This window comes from Thalassotalea castellviae (assembly GCF_031846185.1).
GTDB lineage: Bacteria > Pseudomonadota > Gammaproteobacteria > Enterobacterales > Alteromonadaceae > Thalassotalea_H > Thalassotalea_H castellviae.
This window is the reverse complement of the sequence record NZ_JAVRIF010000001.1, coordinates 437,762-457,752: the sequence shown is the minus strand read 5'-3', so window position 1 is coordinate 457,752 and position 19,991 is coordinate 437,762. Positions and strand designations below refer to the sequence as shown.

15 protein-coding genes and 1 other RNA gene are annotated in these 19,991 nt (G+C 36.9%); 10 read left to right on the top strand and 6 right to left on the bottom strand.

Features of this window, described 5'->3' with window-relative positions; genetic code table 11:
• Positions 1–3: 3 nt before the first annotated feature.
• Positions 4–2,520 (top strand): ABC transporter permease, encoded by a 2,517-nt coding sequence (locus tag RM573_RS02055; RefSeq protein WP_311576449.1) that lies wholly within the window; start codon positions 4–6, stop codon positions 2,518–2,520.
• An 89-nt stretch (positions 2,521–2,609) separates the two neighbouring features.
• On the opposite strand, the gene metK is transcribed toward RM573_RS02055, so the two are convergent.
• The 5 genes from metK to RM573_RS02030 form a co-directional block, all read right to left on the bottom strand.
• Positions 2,610–3,797: a methionine adenosyltransferase gene (gene metK / locus RM573_RS02050; protein WP_311576446.1), complete on the bottom strand. Its 1,188-nt coding sequence runs from the start codon at positions 3,795–3,797 to the stop codon at positions 2,610–2,612.
• A 167-nt stretch (positions 3,798–3,964) separates the two neighbouring features.
• Positions 3,965–4,777, bottom strand: coding sequence for a glutamate racemase (gene murI, locus RM573_RS02045; protein WP_311576443.1), 813 nt, complete (start codon positions 4,775–4,777; stop codon positions 3,965–3,967).
• A 200-nt stretch (positions 4,778–4,977) separates the two neighbouring features.
• Positions 4,978–5,159: non-coding RNA, 6S RNA (gene ssrS, locus RM573_RS02040), on the bottom strand.
• A 110-nt stretch (positions 5,160–5,269) separates the two neighbouring features.
• Positions 5,270–6,433 carry a hypothetical protein gene (locus RM573_RS02035; protein WP_311576439.1) on the bottom strand — a complete coding sequence of 388 codons (1,164 nt, stop codon included), beginning with the start codon at positions 6,431–6,433 and terminating at the stop codon, positions 5,270–5,272.
• 32 nt (positions 6,434–6,465) lie between these two features.
• Positions 6,466–6,762 (bottom strand): cell division protein ZapA, encoded by a 297-nt coding sequence (locus tag RM573_RS02030; RefSeq protein WP_311576436.1) that lies wholly within the window; start codon positions 6,760–6,762, stop codon positions 6,466–6,468.
• 230 nt (positions 6,763–6,992) lie between these two features.
• Between RM573_RS02030 and RM573_RS02025 the strand changes: the two genes are divergently transcribed.
• The 4 genes from RM573_RS02025 (at position 6,993) to RM573_RS02010 (ending at position 11,771) form a co-directional block, all read left to right on the top strand.
• Positions 6,993–7,562 (top strand): UPF0149 family protein, encoded by a 570-nt coding sequence (locus RM573_RS02025; protein ID WP_311576433.1) that lies wholly within the window; start codon positions 6,993–6,995, stop codon positions 7,560–7,562.
• 59 nt (positions 7,563–7,621) lie between these two features.
• The gene (gene pepP / locus RM573_RS02020) at positions 7,622–8,962 is read left to right on the top strand and encodes a Xaa-Pro aminopeptidase (protein WP_311576430.1); all 1,341 of its coding nucleotides are present in this window, start codon (positions 7,622–7,624) and stop codon (positions 8,960–8,962) included.
• A gap of 234 nt (positions 8,963–9,196) precedes the next feature.
• Positions 9,197–10,456: a 2-octaprenyl-6-methoxyphenyl hydroxylase gene (gene ubiH, locus RM573_RS02015; RefSeq protein WP_311576428.1), complete on the top strand. Its 1,260-nt coding sequence runs from the start codon at positions 9,197–9,199 to the stop codon at positions 10,454–10,456.
• Between the two features lie 52 nt (positions 10,457–10,508).
• Positions 10,509–11,771: an FAD-dependent monooxygenase gene (locus RM573_RS02010; RefSeq protein ID WP_311576426.1), complete on the top strand. Its 1,263-nt coding sequence runs from the start codon at positions 10,509–10,511 to the stop codon at positions 11,769–11,771.
• Positions 11,772–11,824: 53 nt separating this feature from the next.
• On the opposite strand, the gene RM573_RS02005 is transcribed toward RM573_RS02010, so the two are convergent.
• A complete protein-coding gene (locus tag RM573_RS02005) occupies positions 11,825–12,358 on the bottom strand; it encodes a hypothetical protein (protein ID WP_311576423.1) in 534 nt (177 codons plus the stop codon).
• A 429-nt stretch (positions 12,359–12,787) separates the two neighbouring features.
• Here RM573_RS02005 and gcvT point away from each other — a divergent pair, with 429 nt between their 5' ends.
• The 5 genes from gcvT (at position 12,788) to RM573_RS01980 (ending at position 19,940) form a co-directional block, all read left to right on the top strand.
• A complete protein-coding gene (gcvT, locus tag RM573_RS02000) occupies positions 12,788–13,894 on the top strand; it encodes a glycine cleavage system aminomethyltransferase GcvT (protein WP_311576420.1) in 1,107 nt (368 codons plus the stop codon).
• A gap of 108 nt (positions 13,895–14,002) precedes the next feature.
• Positions 14,003–14,392 (top strand): glycine cleavage system protein GcvH, encoded by a 390-nt coding sequence (gcvH, locus tag RM573_RS01995; protein ID WP_311576417.1) that lies wholly within the window; start codon positions 14,003–14,005, stop codon positions 14,390–14,392.
• A 157-nt stretch (positions 14,393–14,549) separates the two neighbouring features.
• The gene (gene gcvP, locus RM573_RS01990; protein WP_311577418.1) at positions 14,550–17,438 is read left to right on the top strand and encodes an aminomethyl-transferring glycine dehydrogenase; all 2,889 of its coding nucleotides are present in this window, start codon (positions 14,550–14,552) and stop codon (positions 17,436–17,438) included.
• A 200-nt stretch (positions 17,439–17,638) separates the two neighbouring features.
• Positions 17,639–19,669 carry a histidinol phosphatase gene (locus tag RM573_RS01985; protein WP_311576414.1) on the top strand — a complete coding sequence of 677 codons (2,031 nt, stop codon included), beginning with the start codon at positions 17,639–17,641 and terminating at the stop codon, positions 19,667–19,669.
• On the top strand, positions 19,650–19,940 hold the full coding sequence (locus RM573_RS01980; protein WP_064662424.1) for a hypothetical protein: 291 nt from the start codon (positions 19,650–19,652) through the stop codon (positions 19,938–19,940). The genes RM573_RS01985 and RM573_RS01980 overlap by 20 nt, the downstream gene beginning before the upstream one ends.
• The last annotated feature ends 51 nt before the right edge of the window (positions 19,941–19,991 follow it).

The window sequence follows — 19,991 nt, the reverse complement described above, 5'->3', positions numbered from 1 at the left end:
ATTATGTTTAAAAATTATTTAGTGACAGCATGGCGCAATATGCTAAAAAATCGCATGTTCTCAGCCATCAATATTTTCGGTTTATCTATCGGCTTAATGAGTTGCATTTTAATTATGCTGTTTGTTCGAGAAGAGATGGGCTTTGATCAATGGATAAAAGACAGTGATCGTATTGTTCGTTTACATACGGCTTATAAAATGGGTGATCAACCTGATTTTTTAACGGTTCGTTCAGCTGGCCGCATGATGGAAGCTATTCGTGATTATGCTCAAAACGAAGTTGAGGCGGGCGTTCGGTTTATTCAATTTGGTACTACTATTCAACAAAACGGTGAAGGCTTTTCTGAACAAGGAACTATGGTTGATGGAAGTTTTTTTGATGTTTTTGATTTACCTTTTGTTCATGGTGATAAAGCTAGCTCGTTTTCAAAGCCGATGGATCTTGTTATTACGGAAGAAATGGCAATCAAGTATTTTGGAAAAACAGCCGTTGTTGGCGAAACATTAACATTTTGTTGCCTATCTGGAGGGCCCTCAACGGTGCCTATTGCAGGTGTTATTAAAGACTTACCGAATGCAACACACCTTAATATGAATTTTATAATACGCTTAAACCCAGCATTATTCGTCAACGATACAGGAACCTTACATACATGGACTAGTGTCAATGTATATACCTACTTTAAACTCACAGAAAATACCTCTATTGATAAATTGCAAGAAAGAATGGTGTATTGGCTAAATAATGAAAGTCCATTTGTGGAAATGTATAAAGATAGAATGTCTGGGTTAAACAACACGATGAAAGTGTCTAACTTTGTAGAACTTCGATTGATGGCGTTAACTCAATTGCATTTACATGCCAAAAAACATGCAGGCAACATGGGAGATTTGACTCCGATGGGGGATGCAAAAATGATCAATACTTTTATTATCGTTACCGGCTTAGTGTTATTGATTGCTTGTATAAACTTTATGAATCTATCGACTGCTAAAGCCAGTAAACGAGCCCGTGAAGTTGCCATGCGTAAAGTCTTAGGTGCATCTCGTTTTCAAGTGGCCGTGCAGTTTTTAAGTGAAGCGATCGCGATCGCGTTAATCGCCTTAATATTTGCGTTAGTAGCCGTTGAATTAGTCTTACCTTTTTATAACCAAATCATAGGAAAAGAGCTGAGTTTTCATTTGCTAAATGACCCACTCATGTTAGGTAGTTTATTAGCCGTTACCGCATTAGTTGGCTTAGGGGCAGGTTTGTATCCAGCACTTTATTTATCGCGTTTTTTACCCGGTCATATTTTAAAATCGAGTAAAAGTGCTGAATCGGGCAATTCAGCCAAGTTTCGTACTGTGTTAGTTGTGTTTCAATTTGCCACTTCAATTATTTTAGTGATATCAACCATTGTTGTTTATGGTCAAACGCTTTATTCAAATAATGTTGACGTTGGTTATCAAAGCGATAATAAATTAATACTTAATATTCGTCCTGCGCGTGATAATTTATCCAGCTTAAAGCAAGAATTGCTTAATTTACCTCAAGTTAGCTCAGTTGTGTTTTCATCTGAAGCACCGACGCAAGATAATGAAAACAATACTGATTTTAAATTATTAGAAAATCAGGGTAGTCAAACGGCTAATGAACAGCGGTTTATTAATTATCATAATATGGGCTTTGGCTTTTTCGAAGCGTATCAAGTGAAGCCCATTGCAGGACGTTTATTTAATGAAGCATATGGGAGTGACGCATTTAAAGCTATCTCGGAAAATTCATCGAATGATGATCAGGTTAATAAAGCAAGTGCGATATTAAATTTAAGTGCCGCTAAAAATTTAGGCTTTGATAAAGCTGAAGATGCAATAGGTAAAACACTGATCTCAGGTCAACGTCAGTTAACCATTATTGGTGTTATCCCTGATTTACATTTTAGATCGATTAAATTTGGTATTCGCTCGACTGTTTATACGTTAAACCCACGTCGATTTAACGTTGCAAGCATTAGCTTTAATAGTTCGAACCCAGGTAAGGTTATGGAAGATATAACCCAAATTTGGAAACGCAATGTTCCTATGCAGCCTATCGAAATGGAGTTTTTAAGTGAAATGATGGCGGCTCAATATCAAGTTGAAAAAACCACGGCACAATTATTTTTAGCTTTTTCAGTATTAGCCATTTTAGTGGCATGTTTGGGGCTTTTTGGCCTCTCTGCCTTTACTGTTGAACGCAGAACAAAAGAAATAGGGATCAGAAAAGTAATGGGAGCGAATGCATCTCAAATCGTTACTTTACTTATCTGGCAATTTTCTAAACCCGTAGTTATCGGGAATTTAATTGCTTGGCCAATTGCAGCCTTTGTGATGCTTGATTGGCTTGAAGCGTTTCCATATAGGTTAGAGTCTTGGTGGTTAATCCCTTTATGCTTTGTTGTTGGTGCTATTTCAATGTTAATTGCTTGGTTTACCGTGGGCAGTAATGCTATTAATGTCGCAAGAAAAAATCCGATAAAATCACTTCGTTATGAATAGATATTCTATGCCAGGTTAATGAACTTGTACCCATAAAAAAACCGACGTAAATGTCGGTTTTTTGTTTCAAGCGATTAGATAATTAACGTTTATAGTCCCGCTGAAGCTTTCAATGCCTCAGCTTTATCGGTTTTCTCCCATGAAAAGGCCGTAAAGGTATCGTCACCAACCGTCATTTCAAAAGGCTCACGACCAAAGTGACCATATGCCGCTGTTTGGCGGTACATAGGATGTAATAAATCTAACATTTTTGTGATACCGTAAGGACGTAAGTCAAAATGCTCACGGACCAATTCAATTAAACGCTCTTCAGACACCTTTCCTGTGCCAAATGTTTCAACTGAAATAGACGTTGGCTCAGCAACCCCAATGGCATAAGACACTTGAATTTCACAACGATCAGCTAAGCCTGAAGCTACAATGTTTTTTGCAACGTAACGACCCGCATAAGCAGCACTGCGATCAACTTTTGATGGATCTTTACCTGAAAAAGCGCCGCCACCATGACGAGCCATACCGCCATAGGTATCTACAATTATTTTACGTCCGGTTAAACCACAATCACCCACAGGACCACCTATAACAAAACGACCGGTTGGGTTGATAAAATACTTGGTTTCAGGCGTTAACATTTCAGCAGGTAATACAGCTTTAATGATGTTTTCCATTACCGCTTCATGCAAATCTTCTTGAGAAATCTCAGGATTGTGCTGGGTTGATAATACTACCGCGTCAATGGCAACTGGCTTATTATCTTCATAGATGAAAGTTACTTGAGATTTTGCATCTGGACGTAACCAAGGCAAAACACCTGATTTACGCATTTCAGCCTGTCTTTCAACTAAACGGTGTGAATAAAATAATGGTGCAGGCATTAACGTTTCTGTTTCGTTAGTTGCGTAACCAAACATTAACCCTTGATCACCAGCTCCTTGATCTTCAGGTTTTACGCGATCTACACCTTGCGCGATTTCTGGTGATTGTTGGCCAATCAAATTCATGATGCCACAGGTATCGCCGTCAAAACCAACATCAGATGAGGTATAGCCAATATCAGTAATCACTTTACGTGTTAAGTCTTCTAAATCAACCCAAGCTGTTGTAGAAACTTCACCCGAAATAATCGCTACGCCGGTTTTTACCATAGTTTCACAGGCAACACGTGCAAATTTATCTTTCGCGATAATCGCATCTAACACGGCATCAGAGATCTGATCGGCAATTTTATCAGGATGACCTTCAGAAACAGACTCTGAAGTAAAATAATGTTTAGACATAAACCCTCGGAAATTAAGCTGGTTAAAATAGTACTTTATTCAATAAAATGAATTGTAACCCGAGTTTTAAAATATTTCTAGTTTTTTACGCCTAGACGTCTAAATGGCTTAAACTTAAATGATATATCTAACAACTTTAACGGAGGTATACTTATTAACTGATTGTTTTATTTGTATAATTCAACATTAATACTTGTTCCCCATAATTGAGAAAATATTTTATTTTGCGTTGGGGTTTCCGACGAGCTATAAAACTGATGTGCTAAATTCGATGTTTTTTTTGCAAGCAAGTGATGTTTAATTAGTTGCCTTTTTAACTGTTCACTCACAGGCGTAGCGGTTTCAATAAGTTCAATACCACTTGGCATTATCTTTTTGATCGCCTCGCTCATAAATGGATAATGAGTACAGCCTAATACAAGTGTATCAATCCCTTGAGCAATCAAAGGGGCAAGATACTGTTCAAGTAAATGAATAAATTTATCTGATGTTTGCAGACCTTGCTCGATCAATTCAACTAAGCCCAAACAGGGCTGAATAAAGACTTGTGCACCATTTTTATATTGTTCTACTAAGGCTAAGAAGCGGGCGTTGTTTGCCGTGGCTTGAGTGACTAAAATACCTATTTTTTGGGTTGTACTAATCCTTGCTGCCGGTTTAATTGCCGGTTCAACACCAATGATAGGGAGGGTTACACGATTTCTTAATTGATCAATGGCATTGACAGTCGCCGTATTACAAGCAATCACTATTGCTTTACATTGTTTGGTTATTAACGTATCGGCAATAAAATTTACCCGTTCAATGATTTGTTGATTGGAAATATCACCATACGGGGCAAACTGTGAATCAGCAAAATAAATGAGTTGTTCGTTAGGTAAATGTTCAGAAATGCGTTTTGCAATAGACAAGCCGCCAACTCCAGAGTCGAAAATACCTATCGGAGCATTTGTATTATGAGTGAATGTGTCTGAAGGCAACGTGTTTATAACCAAAAGAGTAATAGTTAATGACTAATGGTGATGTTATAGGGAGTTAAGCATTAAAGTAAAGATGAAGTTAGCGGTTCACAGATATTTTATTTCTTTCGTGGCTTTTAGCGTTGCGCGGAAATATCTTTTTATAAGAAGGCTAGGGTGGAAACTAAATATTCGAATTTTCAATAAAATATAAGAAAGGTAAGACTTCCAGAATGCCGCAGTCGACTTTAGTCCTGAACACCGTGTGTTCAGGGCGGAAATATCTTTTCAACCGTAGGCTTCCCGATACGAGCCGGGTTTGCACAATAGCTAAATGTCAATTTCCATAGGTAAAACTTATCGGCTCAGGGACATAGTTAACATACAAACATCCCAGAAGACTTAAATATATTATAGCGAATCTAATAGAAAGGATTAACTGTTTTTTATAATGAAATGTACTAACCGCTGATGTTTTAAACTAACTGATTTATCTTTAAGCAGTTTTTGTTATTAGAGAGTAGGGCATGGATTATAATCTGGGCTTTTAGAATATAATATTGCATCTTTCATTAACTGTTCAGCAGCAATTATTTCACCTTTATCACGGGATAACTTTAACCAATCGCTGGCAAGTGTTTCATCGAAAAAAATTAACGATTGCGCCTTTTGATTATTTTTATTTCTGAGCAAGTTCTGTCTTGTAGTTATTTTTGTCGTAACTTCATCAATCATGTGGATATTTTCATAGTACTCATGATAAATTTTTTGTAATTCAAGGGCTATAAAATATGGAAGGTAATTCTTACTTTGATTTTCTAAATGTAAACTTGTTTGATAGCAGGTATCAGTGATATTTGTGTCGGTGAAAAAGTTATTTTTACAAAACTCTACAATTGCTGTGAGACTTGAGATATAACTGGCACCATTTACTATTGAAGCTACCGAAAATCTTTCGGAAAAATTTAAGTTACTTTGCTCTTTTAGAATGCTATCAATAAATTCAAATTTCTCATAATAATAATTACTATATTCTAATTTTTTGTTCGCTTCTTTTAATGCTAAAACCGCCTCATCTATTTTATTATTTTTTAGTTTTATTGTGGCTATGTTATGCCAAAACATTGCATTATCGTTGTCTATCAATTTGGCTTTATTAAATAATTCATCATTACAAATTTTTTCATCAAAATTTTTATTACAAAGCTCTAATATTTCTTTATAAATTAACTTATTTAAAGGCGATTCTTCATGCAAGGCTGCATAATCCTGAAGTTTGCTTTTAGTTTCATCGATAGGGGAATGGAATAGAAGTGCTAATTTATCAGTGACTTTATTGCTTGCTTTTAAATTATCAAGGTAATTAACGAAATGTTCTTTCTTGGTAGTTTCTTCTTGAAATAAAACATTTTGTTGTTGCAAACAATCAAAAATTTCATTGTCGTTTTCAATCTCGTTTTCTTTAATGTTAGAAAATCTCTTTTGTATACTCTTTTCTTGAGTTGGTCTTGCCAACTTGTCTGATCTTACTTCAACCTTTGAGTTTTTATGTTTAATTACTAAATCACTTTTAGTTTCAGCCTGAAGTTTTTGGGGCTGATTTTGAAAGTTAATATATAAATATAAGCAGAATAAAGAGCAGAATAATAGTAGGGGTATTTTGATTTTTCTAAGCATATCCTTTGCTCTTATATGAGGTTATTTCAGAATTAAGCTTTCTTTTTGGGATTTACCGCTTGCTCGATCGTCTCTTGTAATAAATCGATTTTATTTTGCATTTCTTGAAGTTGTTGTTTCGCCGCATTTTGACTGTCTAATAAATCATTCGCTAGATTTAAGGCAACCATCAGCATAGCTTGCTCGGGCGTTTTAGTAGATTTTTTATCTTTTTCGAGTCGACGATTAATTTCATTGGCCGATTGCAGCAACGCAGACTCTTTCCCTTTCGGGCAAGCAATTTTAAGTCGGCGGTTTGCCACTTCAATTGTAACGTTGTGTTGGCTCATAAAAATATAGGCTCTTTTCTTTATGCTCTGGGAAATCTGAACACGCTAAAATAATTAAAATAAAGCTAGTTGTTTGTTTAATAAACAAATTTAACTGAACTTATAAAAATGAACTATAACGGTGCAAGATCTCAGATGCAAGCGAGAATTTCCCTTATAAGGCGCTAGCATCACTTTTAGTGCAATGTTAGGATATCACTATAATCACATCCTTAATAAATGTTAGCTAAATGTCAGAAAATAACGAAGTAGATTTTGCCACTGTTCAAGCGTTAATCACCACCCAAGATGTTAAAATTCATGGTTCAGAATTACATGGAGTATTAACCGGTTTAATTTGTGCAGGCTATAGTTTTGAAGATCAAGACTATCTCACCATGATAAACGATATGTTCAATAATGGTGAAACCTTGCCAAATAAATTACAAGTCACGGTTAAATTGCTGTTTAGTCAGGTATGGCAAAATATTTTAGATGACTCTTATAGCTTTACTTTACTCTTACCTGATGACGAAGACTCGCTTGTAGAGCGTGCACATGCTTTGGGAGCTTGGGTTCAGGGTTTTAATCTAGGCTTTGGTTTACAACAAAAAAGTAGTGCTGTTTATTCTGAAGATGTCAAAGAAGTGTTGACTGATTTTGCTGATATCGCCAATTTATCTGATGAAATTGAAGAAGATGAAACGACGGAACAAGCGTATTTTGAAATATCTGAATATGTTCGTATTTCTGCGTTATTGTGTTTTACCGAGTTAGGCACACCGCCAGAAAGTAAAGAAGCTTCTGAAACGGTTCATTAAAGCTTTTCATTTTTAAAATAAAGCAACATTTTGATTTTCTATTGGATAATGGCCATTTTATGAATAATACCTTATTACCTTTGTCTGAATTTACTCAGCGACGTCAACGCTTTTTTGCGCAAATGCTTGATGACAGTATCGCTATCTTTTCAGCAAATAAAGAAGTGACCCGCAGTAATGATACTGAATATCCATTTTGTCAAAATAAAAGCTTTTATTATTTAACCGGCTTTAATGAACCTGAAGCTATTTTGGTGTTAATAAAATCGGCAACGCCACAAGCAATATTGTTTTGTCAGCCAAAAGATCCGTTAGCCGAAGTATGGCATGGCAGAAGAATAGGAGAGGTGAAAGCAAAACAAGATTATGGTTTTGATCAATGCTTTACCTTAGCCGAATTAAACGAGCAGATGTTTAACTTTTTTAATCATGCAAACACCTTATATTTTTGTCGTGGTCAAAATAAATTTTTTGATCAACAGATTTATCAATGGTTAGAGACCAATAAAGCAAAATATCGTCTCGGCGTAGGCTTTCCTCAGCAGATTATCGATTGCCAGAAAATGGTTGAAGAATTACGTTTGATCAAAAGTGCTAAAGAACTCACGGTCATGCGAGAAGTCAATGTAATTAGTGGTAAAGCCCATCAAAGAGCCATGGAAAAAACAACGGCGGGTAAGTTTGAATACCAAATTGAAGCGGAAATATTACATGAGTTTGCTCGTCATGGTGCGAGATTTCCTGCTTACAACTCTATTGTGGCAGGCGGGGATAATGCGAATATTTTGCACTATACCAATAATGACCAATCATTAAATGATGGTGAATTATTGTTAATTGATGCCGGTGGTGAACTAGCTGGCTATGCTGCCGATATTACTCGAACGTTCCCAATTAATGGCGTTTTTTCAGCGCCACAAAAAGCGTTATACCAGCTAGTGCTTGATGCGCAAGAACAATGTATTCAAGCAATCAAACCTGGCCAAACGTTAGGGTATTTAAATGAATTGTGTTGTGAAGTATTAACCAAAGGGCTGTTAGCGTTGGGGATCTTGACTGGCGATTATCAAACGCTGCTCTCTGAAAAAGCCTGTAAAAAATATTTTATTCATGGTTTAGGACATTGGCTCGGTTTAGATGTACATGATGTGGGGGATTATCAAATGGTGAATCGCGCACAAACTAGACCGTTTGAAGCGGGCATGGTTATGACCATTGAACCAGGCCTATATATTCCGTTAGATGATATCGATGTCGATGTTAAGTGGCGAGGGATCGGTATAAGAATTGAAGATAATATTGCCGTTACTGATCAAGGTCATGAAAATTTAACGGTAAATGCGCCAAAATCAATTGTGGAAATAGAACAACTTATGGCGAAAGCTAACATTAAACATTAAACATTAAACATTAAACATTAAACATTAAACATTAAACATTAAACATTAAACATAAGCGCCAAAGTTTAATGAGTCTTTTATTTTAAGAATAGAAATAAAGAAAAGTTAAGAAAACAGCTCATTTCCTTTAATATGTCGTGAAATGGTAGCGAACATGGCTGAGTTGGTTCTAACGATAATTGAACTAAACAGTGCATTCTTTGTGATAAATATCGCACTAAAAGCAGAATAAAAGTGAATAACACAACTCAAACACAGCATAATCAATACGACGTTATCATCGCAGGCGGTGGTTTATCGGGCTCTTTATCGGCATTAGGTTTAGCATCTCTAACTAAAGCTGATGGCTCTGCGTTAACTATTGCTATTATCGAAGCGAATGATATTCAACAAACAGCTAAGTTAACTTTTGATTCAAGAGTCTTAGCACTTTCGCATGGTAGTGCTGAGTATTTAAAGTCGTTGAACGTTTGGCAAGATATTGCGCCACATGCCGCACCGATTAAAAATATTCATATTTCTGATCGTGGCTATTATGGTAAAGCGAGACTTGCTGCAAGTGATCATCATGTAAGTGCGCTGGGCTATGTGGTTGAAATGTCGATATTAGGCCAGGCATTTTTATCAAAGCTGAGTAAACTCCAATCGGTTGGAAAATCGACACCTCAGGCTGATCAAAACATTACTTGGTTTTGTCCAGATCATATAACTGATATTAGCTGGCACGACGACTCGGTCAAGGTTAGCTTAAACTCTTCACAGCAACTAAGTGCTAAGCTTTTATTAGCTTGTGATGGCGGACAATCAACTTGTCGTCAATTTGCCAATATTACTTCGTCTACTAAACCGTATGACCAATGTGCACTTATCGCGAATGTTAGCATGGCAAAACCTCACCATCATATTGCCTTTGAGCGTTTTACCGAATCAGGGCCAATCGCCATGTTACCGTTAACGGATAATGGCAAAGACAGTCATAAATGCTCCCTTGTTTGGACCTTAACTCCAGAGCAAGCAACAAATATGATGGCATTAGACGATACCCTTTTTAAACAGGCATTAGAGCTCGCGTTTGGTAGTTGGTTAGGACAGGTTAAAACATTGGGTGAGAGGGCGATTTATCCGCTTAGTTTAGTTCAAGCTAACGAACAGGTTTACCACCGAATGGCACTCATAGGTAATGCCTCTCATACGATTCATCCTATTGCAGGGCAAGGTTTTAACTTAGGGTTACGAGATGTCCAGCAATTATCTGACATTATCGCTACTAATCTCGCCAATGGAGCCGATACTGCTGACTTTAGTGCGTTAATGCGTTATGCCAATGATCGTAAAACCGATCATCAACAAGTTATTGCGTTAACTGACTCATTGGTTACGCTTTTTTCTAATGATTTACCACCATTAGTTGCCGGAAGAAATATTGGTTTAAAGGTGTTAAATTATTGTACACCTTTAAAAAATCGCTTAGTGAATAAAACTATGGGCTATTAGGCGATGTTAGCTTTATCGACAAATAAATTAATAAATATGAATGTGATAAATAATGCAAAAATTTGATGTGATTATTGTTGGCGGCGGCATGGTTGGTTTAACTACCGCTTTGGCGATCAGTAAAAAAAGTGATTTACGGATCGCTATTGTTGATACTCAACCTTTAGCTGAAATATCAGCACATCACGATGTGCGGGTAAGTGCTATTAATCGTGTTAGCCAACAATTATTTACTAACCTTGATGTATGGCAAGACATTGAAAGCTCTCGAGCGCAACCCTATCAACATATGCATATTTGGGACAAAACTGGTTATGGTCATATTGATTTTGATTTGTCGGACTTATCAACGCGCGAGCATAACGGCCAATTAGGTTGGATCATTGAAAACAGTATTATTCGCCAAGCGTTATGGAAAAAAGCTGAACACGAGGCTAACATTTGTTTTTTTACGCAAGAAAAACTCACCAATATTGCCATGGGAGATAGCGAGGTTTTTGCTAGTTTTTCCACTCAAGCTCCTATCACAGCAAAACTTGTCATTGGCGCTGATGGTGCCAATTCTTGGGTGAGACAACAAATGAAAATGGCGTTAACTTTTCGTGATTATGATCATCATGCCATTGTTGCTACCGTTAAGTGTCCACAAGGACATCAACAAACGGCTTGGCAAGTCTTTTTAGAAACCGGCCCATTAGCCTTGTTACCGTTAGCCGAAGCCGACAGCGCTAATGGCAGCTTATGTTCGATTGTTTGGTCAACGTCTCCAGAAGAAGCAAAAAGATTGATTGCGCTTTCAAAGGGTGAATTTGCCAAAGCATTAACTGCAGCCTCAGACGGTAAATTAGGCAATATATCGTTAGTAAGCGAACGTTTTAGCCACCCATTAACCATGCGTTATGCACAAAATTTTATCAAAGACAGGGTTGTATTAGTGGGGGATGCTGCCCACACTATTCATCCACTTGCCGGTCAAGGAGTGAATTTAGGTTTACTTGACGCTGCTGCAATAGCTCAAACCTTGACTGAGCCATTAAATAACGAGCAAGGAAGTGTAACAAGCAATAACCCTCAGTGGTTATCCCCCATTCATTTAAAACAATACGAACGCTGGCGAAAAGCTGAAGCGGGTGAAATGATAGCGGCAATGGAAGCGATCAAACAAACGTTTACCCCTCAACAAGCGCCCGTAAAATTTTTGAGGGGCATAGGCATGAGTATTATTAACCAAATTAAGCCCGTTAAAAATGTGATGATTAAACAAGCGCTAGGTTTTAAAAGTCATTTACCTGAGTTATCGAAAGTTATTGATTAAATTATCGGCTAAACGTTTATTCGAATAAGGTGGCAGTGAGCGATTTAAAAAAGTTAATGCTCATACTTGTTTTTCAAATTATCCATTAGAAAGATACTGGTGCTTTCTTTAATAGCACAACGTACAAATTCAGGGAGAAATTTAGAATCTCTCACATATGCATCGGCGTCGAAGGTTTCTTTGTTATCTTTTGAAAATTGTACTTCTAAGGCATTTGAAAGCTTTTCGATGATATGCTCTGGCATGGCTAAACGAGTAGCCAGCATAATTAATTTCGTGGCTTTATTGGCATTTAAATCACGTAAAAAGAACATGTCGTAAACTACACCTTGTTTACAAACTCTATCAGAATCGAGCATATAGTCAGCAACGGCAATCGCAACAAAAGTAAATTTAGTTTTTTGATCTAATGAGCTGTTAAGCCAAATAATAATTTGTTTATCAGAATTTTGGCCAATTTTGCAGAGGTCTTGTGAACTATCATCCATTCTAATTTTTATTTTAAGCTTTTGACAGATACTTTTAAGATCGACCGTATCTTCAACTGTTGCCGATTGAATCAAATTCTGTAAACCCAATATAGTCATTTATTTTTCCTGAACTAGGGGGAAAACCCCAAGTATTCTTCTACTACTTTAAGCGCTATATAATTATCTTAGCATTTGAAAACCGTATTTACATGCACAGATTATTTATCTGAATAAATAAGCAAAACTTGCGAATTAACGCTGAAATTATAATCAAAGTTTTATTTTAACTAATGCTAGCGAATATATCACCGTAGAGCTACGGTTATAATTATGTAAATTGAATATAATTTTTGAAGGGAAGGGTTTTGAAAATAAAATTTTGTTTATTTTCTTTAAGTGGTTTTATATTTTGATTGTAGTGGTTTAACTGTTGAATCAACGGGTGATGCTGGTTATAATTGCTTTAGAATTTTGCAAAGAATCGACTTTTACCCTTAACTGAAAGGCTAATAAGTTTAGACTAATAATTAAAAGTGGAATGTTACGATGACAAATAAAACCGTATTACATGCTAAGCATATTGAAGCTGGCGCAAAAATGGTTGATTTTCACGGTTGGGAAATGCCAATTAATTATGGCTCTCAAATTGAAGAACATCACGCCGTACGCCAAGACGCTGGCATGTTTGATGTTTCACACATGACTATTGTTGATTTACACGGTAATGATGCCAAAGCCTATTTACGCCGTTTAGTGATTAACGATGTTGCTAAGCTAGAAGTGGCAGGCAAAGCTTTATATACCGGAATGTGTAATACCAACGGCGGAGTTATCGATGATTTAATTATTTATTATTTTTCAGACACTGATTATCGCTTAGTTGTGAACTCAGCTACACGTGAAAAAGATCTCGAGTGGATGCATCAACAAGCCACAGGTTTTGATATTTCAATTATTGAACGTCCTGAATTTGCAATGATCGCGGTACAAGGCCCACAAGCAAAAGCAAAAGTGGCAACCATATTATCTGCAGAACAAAATCAAGCGATTGAAGGCATGAAACCTTTTTTTGGTGCTCAAGCTGAAAGCTTATTTATCGCGACTACAGGTTATACCGGTGAAAATGGTTATGAAATTGTTGTGCCACAAAATGAAGCCGAAGACTTATGGCAACAATTATTAGACGCTGGCGTTAAACCATGTGGTTTAGGCGCTCGTGACACGTTACGTTTAGAAGCCGGTATGAACCTTTATGGTTTAGACATGGACGAAAGCATTTCACCATTAGCAGCGAATATGGCTTGGACTATTTCGTGGGATGACGAAGATAGAAACTTCAATGGTCGTGAAGTATTAGCTCAGCAACGCGCGGCAGGCGACCAATTAAAATTAACGGGTTTAGTGTTAAAAGAAAAAGGCGTACTTCGCACTGGTTTAAAGGTGATTTCGGTTGACGAAAATGGTCAAACAGGCGAAGGCGTTATTACTTCAGGTACGTTTTCTCCAACGTTAGGTCATTCCATTGCAATGGCACGCGTACCACGCAGTGTTAAAATTGGTGATACCGTTGAAGTAGAAATGCGCAAAAAATTGGTCAAAGTAGAAGTTGTTAAACCAAGCTTTGTGCGTAACGGCAAAAGCCAGTTGGATTAATTTTAAAGATGCTCTATATTCTGTATTTGAGTAGAGCACGTCATAGTTAAACAAGCTGAATTCAGCTAACTTTAATAAATAATTTAATAAAATATTAGGAACAAAAAAATGAGCAATATTCCTTCAGAGTTAAGATACGCTACATCACATGAATGGGTACGAAATGAAGGTGACGGTACTGTTACTATTGGTATTACTGAGCATGCACAAGAGCTATTAGGTGATATGGTTTTTGTTGAGTTACCTGAAGTAGGTGAAAACGTTAGTACAGGTGACGATGTTGCTGTTGCTGAGTCAGTAAAAGCTGCGTCTGATATTTATGCTCCTGTTTCTGGTGAAATTATTGAAGTAAACGAAGAACTTGAAGATTCACCAGAGCTTGTTAACTCTGATGCGTTTGGTGACGGTTGGATGTTTAAAATTAAATTAGATGACGCTGGTGAAGTTGACGCATTGTTAGATGCTGAAGGTTACGCTAACTCTATCGACGAAGACTAATTTATCGTTCGCACTCAAGCTTTATACTTTATTATCATTGCACTTCGTATAAAACTCGATTGCTTTCGTTAAAACTAAAGCCTCAAACTAAAACTGTTCGGGGCTTTCTTTTATTTTACTGTATTTATCAATGATAAATACTCACTAAAGAAGCTGTATTATGACTACTCAATCACTTTCTGAATTAGAGCAAACACAAGATTTTATCCGTCGTCACATCGGGCCCAATGCCGAGCAAACGCAAGCAATGTTAAATGACATTGGTGCAGAATCTGTCGACGCACTTATCAATGAAATAGTGCCAAGCGATATTCGTTTAGCTAATTTACCCGCGATTGAAGAAAGTAAAACAGAAGTCAAAGCGTTAGCTGATTTAAAAGCAGTCGCTAGCTTAAACAAAGTTAACGATACATACATTGGTTTAGGTTACTACGGTACCTTAACGCCAAACGTTATTTTACGTAACGTCTTAGAAAATCCAGGTTGGTATACGGCTTATACGCCCTATCAACCAGAAATTGCTCAAGGCCGTTTAGAGTCTTTATTAAACTATCAACAAATGTGTTTAGACTTAACCGGTTTAGACTTAGCATCAGCTTCGTTATTAGATGAAGGTACTGCTGCTGCAGAAGCAATGGCGTTAGCTAAACGTGTTTCTAAAAATAAAAAATCCAACCTTTTCTTTATTTCATCAGATGTTTATCCACAAACCATTGACGTTGTTAAGCAACGTGCCGAAATGTTTGGTTTTGATATCATCGTTGCACCAGCTAACGAAGTAGTAGATCACGATGTATTTGGTGCACTATTACAATATCCAAGTGCTACAGGTGAAGTACGTGATATTTCAGATCTTATTACTCAGGTTCATGAGAAAAAAGGCATTGTTGCTGTCGCTGCCGACATCATGAGTTTAGTGATGTTAAAAGCGCCGGGTGAGTTAGGGGCTGATGCCGTTATCGGTTCAACGCAACGCTTTGGTGTACCAATGGGCTACGGTGGTCCTCATGCGGCATTTTTTACCACTTCTGATAAATATAAACGTTCATTACCGGGCCGTATAATTGGTGTATCTAAAGATACGCGTGATAACCCTGCATTACGTATGGCAATGCAAACGCGTGAGCAGCATATTCGTCGTGAAAAAGCCAACTCAAATATTTGTACGGCACAAGTGTTATTGGCCAATATGGCTGCGTTTTACGCGGTTTATCATGGCCCTAAAGGCTTAAAAGTGATAGCTGAACGTATTCATCGTTTAACCGATATTTTATGTTTAGGTACGGCAACCAAAGGGTTAACGGCGATTCATCAACATTACTTTGATACGTTAACGTTTAACGTTACCAACAAAGACGAAATTGTTAACCGCGCATTAGCCGCTGGCGTTAACTTCCGTACTGATGTTGACGGCCAAATTAGTATTTCTTTAGATGAAACTACCACGCGTGAAAATGTAACAGGCTTGTTTGATATTTTATTAGGGGAAGGGCACGGATTAAATGTTGCTGAACTTGATGAAAAAATTATCGCTTGTGGTCACTCATCAATCCCTGCGTCATTAGTACGTGAATCAGCGATATTAACTCATCCTGTATTTAACTCGTACCATAGCGAAACAGAAATGCTTCGTTATATTAAAAAATTAGAAAACAAAGATTTAGCACTTAACCATTCAATGATTTCATTAGGTTCATGTACCATGAAATTAAATGCGACTGCGCAAATGATCCCAGTATCATGGCCAGAGTTCGCTAACATGCATCCATTTGCTCCGGTTGACCAAGCACAAGGTTACAAGCAAATGATTGACGAGTTAGGTGACTGGTTAGTTGAATTAACAGGTTACGACAACATATCAATGCAGCCTAACTCAGGTGCACAAGGCGAATACGCCGGTTTAATCGCTATTCACAAATACCACGAAAGCCGTGGTGATGCCCATCGTAATATCTGTTTAATTCCATCTTCTGCTCATGGTACTAACCCTGCTTCTGCGCAAATGGTGGGCATGAAAGTTGTGGTTGTTGATTGTGACAAAGAAGGTAACGTTGACATGAACGACTTGCGTGCTAAAGCAAGCGAAATGGCCGATAACCTTTCTTGTATTATGATCACGTACCCATCAACGCATGGTGTGTATGAAACCACCATTGCAGAAATTTGTAACATTGTGCATGAACACGGTGGTCAAGTGTACCTTGATGGCGCCAACATGAATGCTCAAGTGGGGGTTACGTCGCCAGGTCATATTGGTGCTGACGTTTCTCACTTAAACTTGCATAAAACTTTTGCTATTCCTCATGGTGGTGGTGGCCCAGGTATGGGACCAATTGGTGTTAAATCTCACCTTGCTCCATTTTTACCCGATCACACTTTAATTAATGTGAATGAAGGCACAAAAGGTAACGGTGCCGTTTCAGCCGCGCCTTATGGTAGTGCAGGCATATTATGTATCTCATACCTTTATGTTGCTATGTTAGGTAAAAAAGGGGTTACTGATGCAACTAAATACGCAATTACCAACGCAAACTATTTAGCGAAAAAATTAAGCCAACATTACCCTATTTTATATACAGGTAAAAATGGTCGCGTTGCTCACGAATGTATTATTGATTTACGCCCAATCAAAGCAGAATCAGGCATTACTGAAGTAGATATGGCGAAACGCTTAATGGACTACGGTTTCCATGCGCCAACTATGTCTTTCCCTGTAGCTGGCACTTTTATGATTGAGCCGACAGAGTCTGAATCAAAAGTTGAATTAGATCGCTTCATTGAAGCCATGGTGTGTATTCGTGACGAAGTAAGAAAAGTTGAATCAGGTGAATGGACGCTAGAAGATAACCCTCTTCACAATGCTCCGCATACATTAGCTGATATAACAGCACCTTGGGACAGAAATTACAGTATTCAAGAAGCGGTATTCCCAGTTCCAGCAGCTGCAGCCAATAAATTCTGGCCAACCGTTAACCGGATTGATGACGTGTTTGGCGACAGAAACTTAATATGTTCTTGTCCAAGTGTTGATACTTATAAAGACTAAGTTTTTGTTTGTGTCGTATTCTAATAAAGTCTGTGACTTTATTTTGGTAGTTTGTGAGTCGAATATAGTTTGTGACTCATAAAGAAGCGGAAAGGTGAGCTTAGTGCTCGCCTTTTTTTGTGGACAAAATTACGGTTTTTGTTAGTTTGTTATTCATAACTCTTTAAAAATTACATGTATTTCATAGGTAGGGATAAAATATGAAAAAAATTGATCTACACCTGCATACAATATCAACACCTAGCGATAGTTATTTTGAGTTTTCTATTGATGCGCTTTCAAAATATGTTGCTTCAGCAAAGTTAGATTGTATTGCCATAACAAATCACAATACGTTTGATAAAACCCAATACTTAAAAATATGTGAGCACTTAGGAATACTTGTATTACCGGGGATTGAAGTAGATCTTGAGGGGGGACATATATTAGTGATTTGTGACCCTTCTGAGATAGATGAATTCACAAAGAAATGCGAATTGGTTAATCAAGATATACCTGATGCTAAAACGCACATAGATTTTAATCGATTTGTTGAAATTTTTGGTGATTTATCTAATTACATTTTGATACCTCATATCGATAAATCCCCCGCAATTAATAAGCAAACACTTGATAAGTTTGGTGACTTTTTAGACTGTGGAGAAGTACGTAGTGTTAAGAAGTTTCTTTATGCGATGAAACAAGGGGCGAAGTTGCCACCTGTTTTATTCAGTGATTTGAGAGCCAAGGATGGACTTAAACAGTTCCCTACTAGACAAACATATGTGGATCTAGGTGAACTTAGTTTTCAATCTTTAAAACTTACAATTAGAAATAGAGACAAGTTGTTTCTGTCAGAGCTTGAAGGTAATAGCTTTTTTGCAATACTAGATGGGCGTGTACAAATCTCGACTGGTCTTAATGTGATTCTAGGGCAAAGATCAAGCGGAAAGTCACATACACTTGATTCGATTTTGGAAGGGGCTTTAGACGAAGAAGTAAAATATATAAAGCAGTTTGAATTGCTAGAAAAAAGTGAATCTGAAGATGAATCAAAATTTGAAGAAAAGTTAAGAAATGGTAGGCGCTCTTATATCGAGGATTATCTAAAAGAATTTAAATCTGTTGTTGAAGAAGTTGAGCATATAGATCTTGATTATTCAGATAAGTTAATAGGAAATTACTTAGAATCATTAAAAACATTTGCTTTTAATAAAAACCGACATGACTCCTATTCTTCGACTTCAATGTTCAATGAAGAAAAGTTTAAGCCTACAAGCACGGATTCTTTAACAAGCTTAATTAAGGCAACTCAAGTACTACTAGATAATGTGGCCTATAAAGAGATAGTTGATAAAAATATAGATCGGAATAATTTAGTTAATTTACTATCAGAATTAGTTAACGAATATAGGCTGCTTTATAAAGTAAATAAGGAAAAGATATTTGTTAATGGGATCGTTAAAGACATTCAGGCGCAATTAAACGTTCAGTCTGCCACAACTCCAATCTCAGAAGTTGATTTATACCAGAGTGCAATTGACAGACAAAAGGTGAGAAAGTTTTCAAAAATTTCAGATTCTTTAAGGCAACCAGCAGATGAGACTATTGAATATGTTCAGGGGTTTCAGGTTGTAGCTAGAAAAGGCCAATATAGTGGTGCTGGGGAATTGAGAGCCGTGAATAGAAATGTTGGATCGTTTACTGATGCATATAAATCATACTTTAACCCTTACCAATTCTTACAAACTTTAAAAGAAAACGACTCAGTAGACTCAAGTGATTATTACAGGTTTTTTTCACGCATTAAGTATGAAGTTTTAAACAACAATGGTTATAAGGTTTCTGGCGGTGAGCGCTCTGAATTTAGATTACTTCAAAGTATTAAAGATGCTTATAAATATGACATACTTTTGATAGATGAACCGGAGTCATCCTTTGATAATATTTTCTTGTTGAACAAAGTAAACAAATTGATAAAGGATTTATCTAAGCAAATGCCAGTTGTAGTTGTTACACATAACAGTACTGTTGGCGCGTCTATCGAACCTGATTATTTGTTATACACGAAGAAAGAGGTGAAGAATGGAGAGGTCGAGTACGACATTTATTCTGGTTATCCAAATGATAAGCACTTAAAAAACCCCAATGGGGAGATTCATCCAAATCATACAATTCAACTTAACTGCTTAGAGGCAGGCATAGAACCATACAAGGATAGAGGCAAATCATATGAAATACTTAAGAATTAATGAACTGAAAGCTGAGTATTCTATCGATGGAGAGCAATGGAACTCGATAGAACAGATAACAAAAGAAGATCTGTTATCAATAGTTGATCATGCATTAGAAAACGAGTTTTTTATGGATGACCCACGAGAGAGTAAAATTGGCAATGATGCTCATAAGATAATTTACTCTAATATTTATGAAAAGCTCCTTAAATTGTTTGATGAAAGAAAAGTTTTTAAGGACGAGTGTGATTCACAGTTTAAAGAAGCATTAGAGAAGTATGCCGAGTAACTATCTCACAAAGCAAACTACCCGAATTAACCAAAGGATGGATGTAATTTA

Excerpts from the sequence above, each read along its gene's own strand:
- RM573_RS02030 (WP_311576436.1), bottom strand. The coding sequence starts at position 6,762 with ATGAGCCAACACAACGTTACAATTGAAGTGGCAAACCGCCGACTTAAA.
- RM573_RS01980 (WP_064662424.1), top strand. The coding sequence starts at position 19,650 with ATGAAATACTTAAGAATTAATGAACTGAAAGCTGAGTATTCTATCGAT.
- metK (WP_311576446.1), bottom strand. The coding sequence starts at position 3,797 with ATGTCTAAACATTATTTTACTTCAGAGTCTGTTTCTGAAGGTCATCCT.
- RM573_RS02035 (WP_311576439.1), bottom strand. The coding sequence starts at position 6,433 with ATGCTTAGAAAAATCAAAATACCCCTACTATTATTCTGCTCTTTATTC.
- pepP (WP_311576430.1), top strand. The coding sequence starts at position 7,622 with ATGAATAATACCTTATTACCTTTGTCTGAATTTACTCAGCGACGTCAA.
- RM573_RS02055 (WP_311576449.1), top strand. The coding sequence starts at position 4 with ATGTTTAAAAATTATTTAGTGACAGCATGGCGCAATATGCTAAAAAAT.
- RM573_RS02025 (WP_311576433.1), top strand. The coding sequence starts at position 6,993 with ATGTCAGAAAATAACGAAGTAGATTTTGCCACTGTTCAAGCGTTAATC.
- RM573_RS01985 (WP_311576414.1), top strand. The coding sequence starts at position 17,639 with ATGAAAAAAATTGATCTACACCTGCATACAATATCAACACCTAGCGAT.
- RM573_RS02005 (WP_311576423.1), bottom strand. The coding sequence starts at position 12,358 with ATGACTATATTGGGTTTACAGAATTTGATTCAATCGGCAACAGTTGAA.
- gcvT (WP_311576420.1), top strand. The coding sequence starts at position 12,788 with ATGACAAATAAAACCGTATTACATGCTAAGCATATTGAAGCTGGCGCA.
- gcvH (WP_311576417.1), top strand. The coding sequence starts at position 14,003 with ATGAGCAATATTCCTTCAGAGTTAAGATACGCTACATCACATGAATGG.
- RM573_RS02010 (WP_311576426.1), top strand. The coding sequence starts at position 10,509 with ATGCAAAAATTTGATGTGATTATTGTTGGCGGCGGCATGGTTGGTTTA.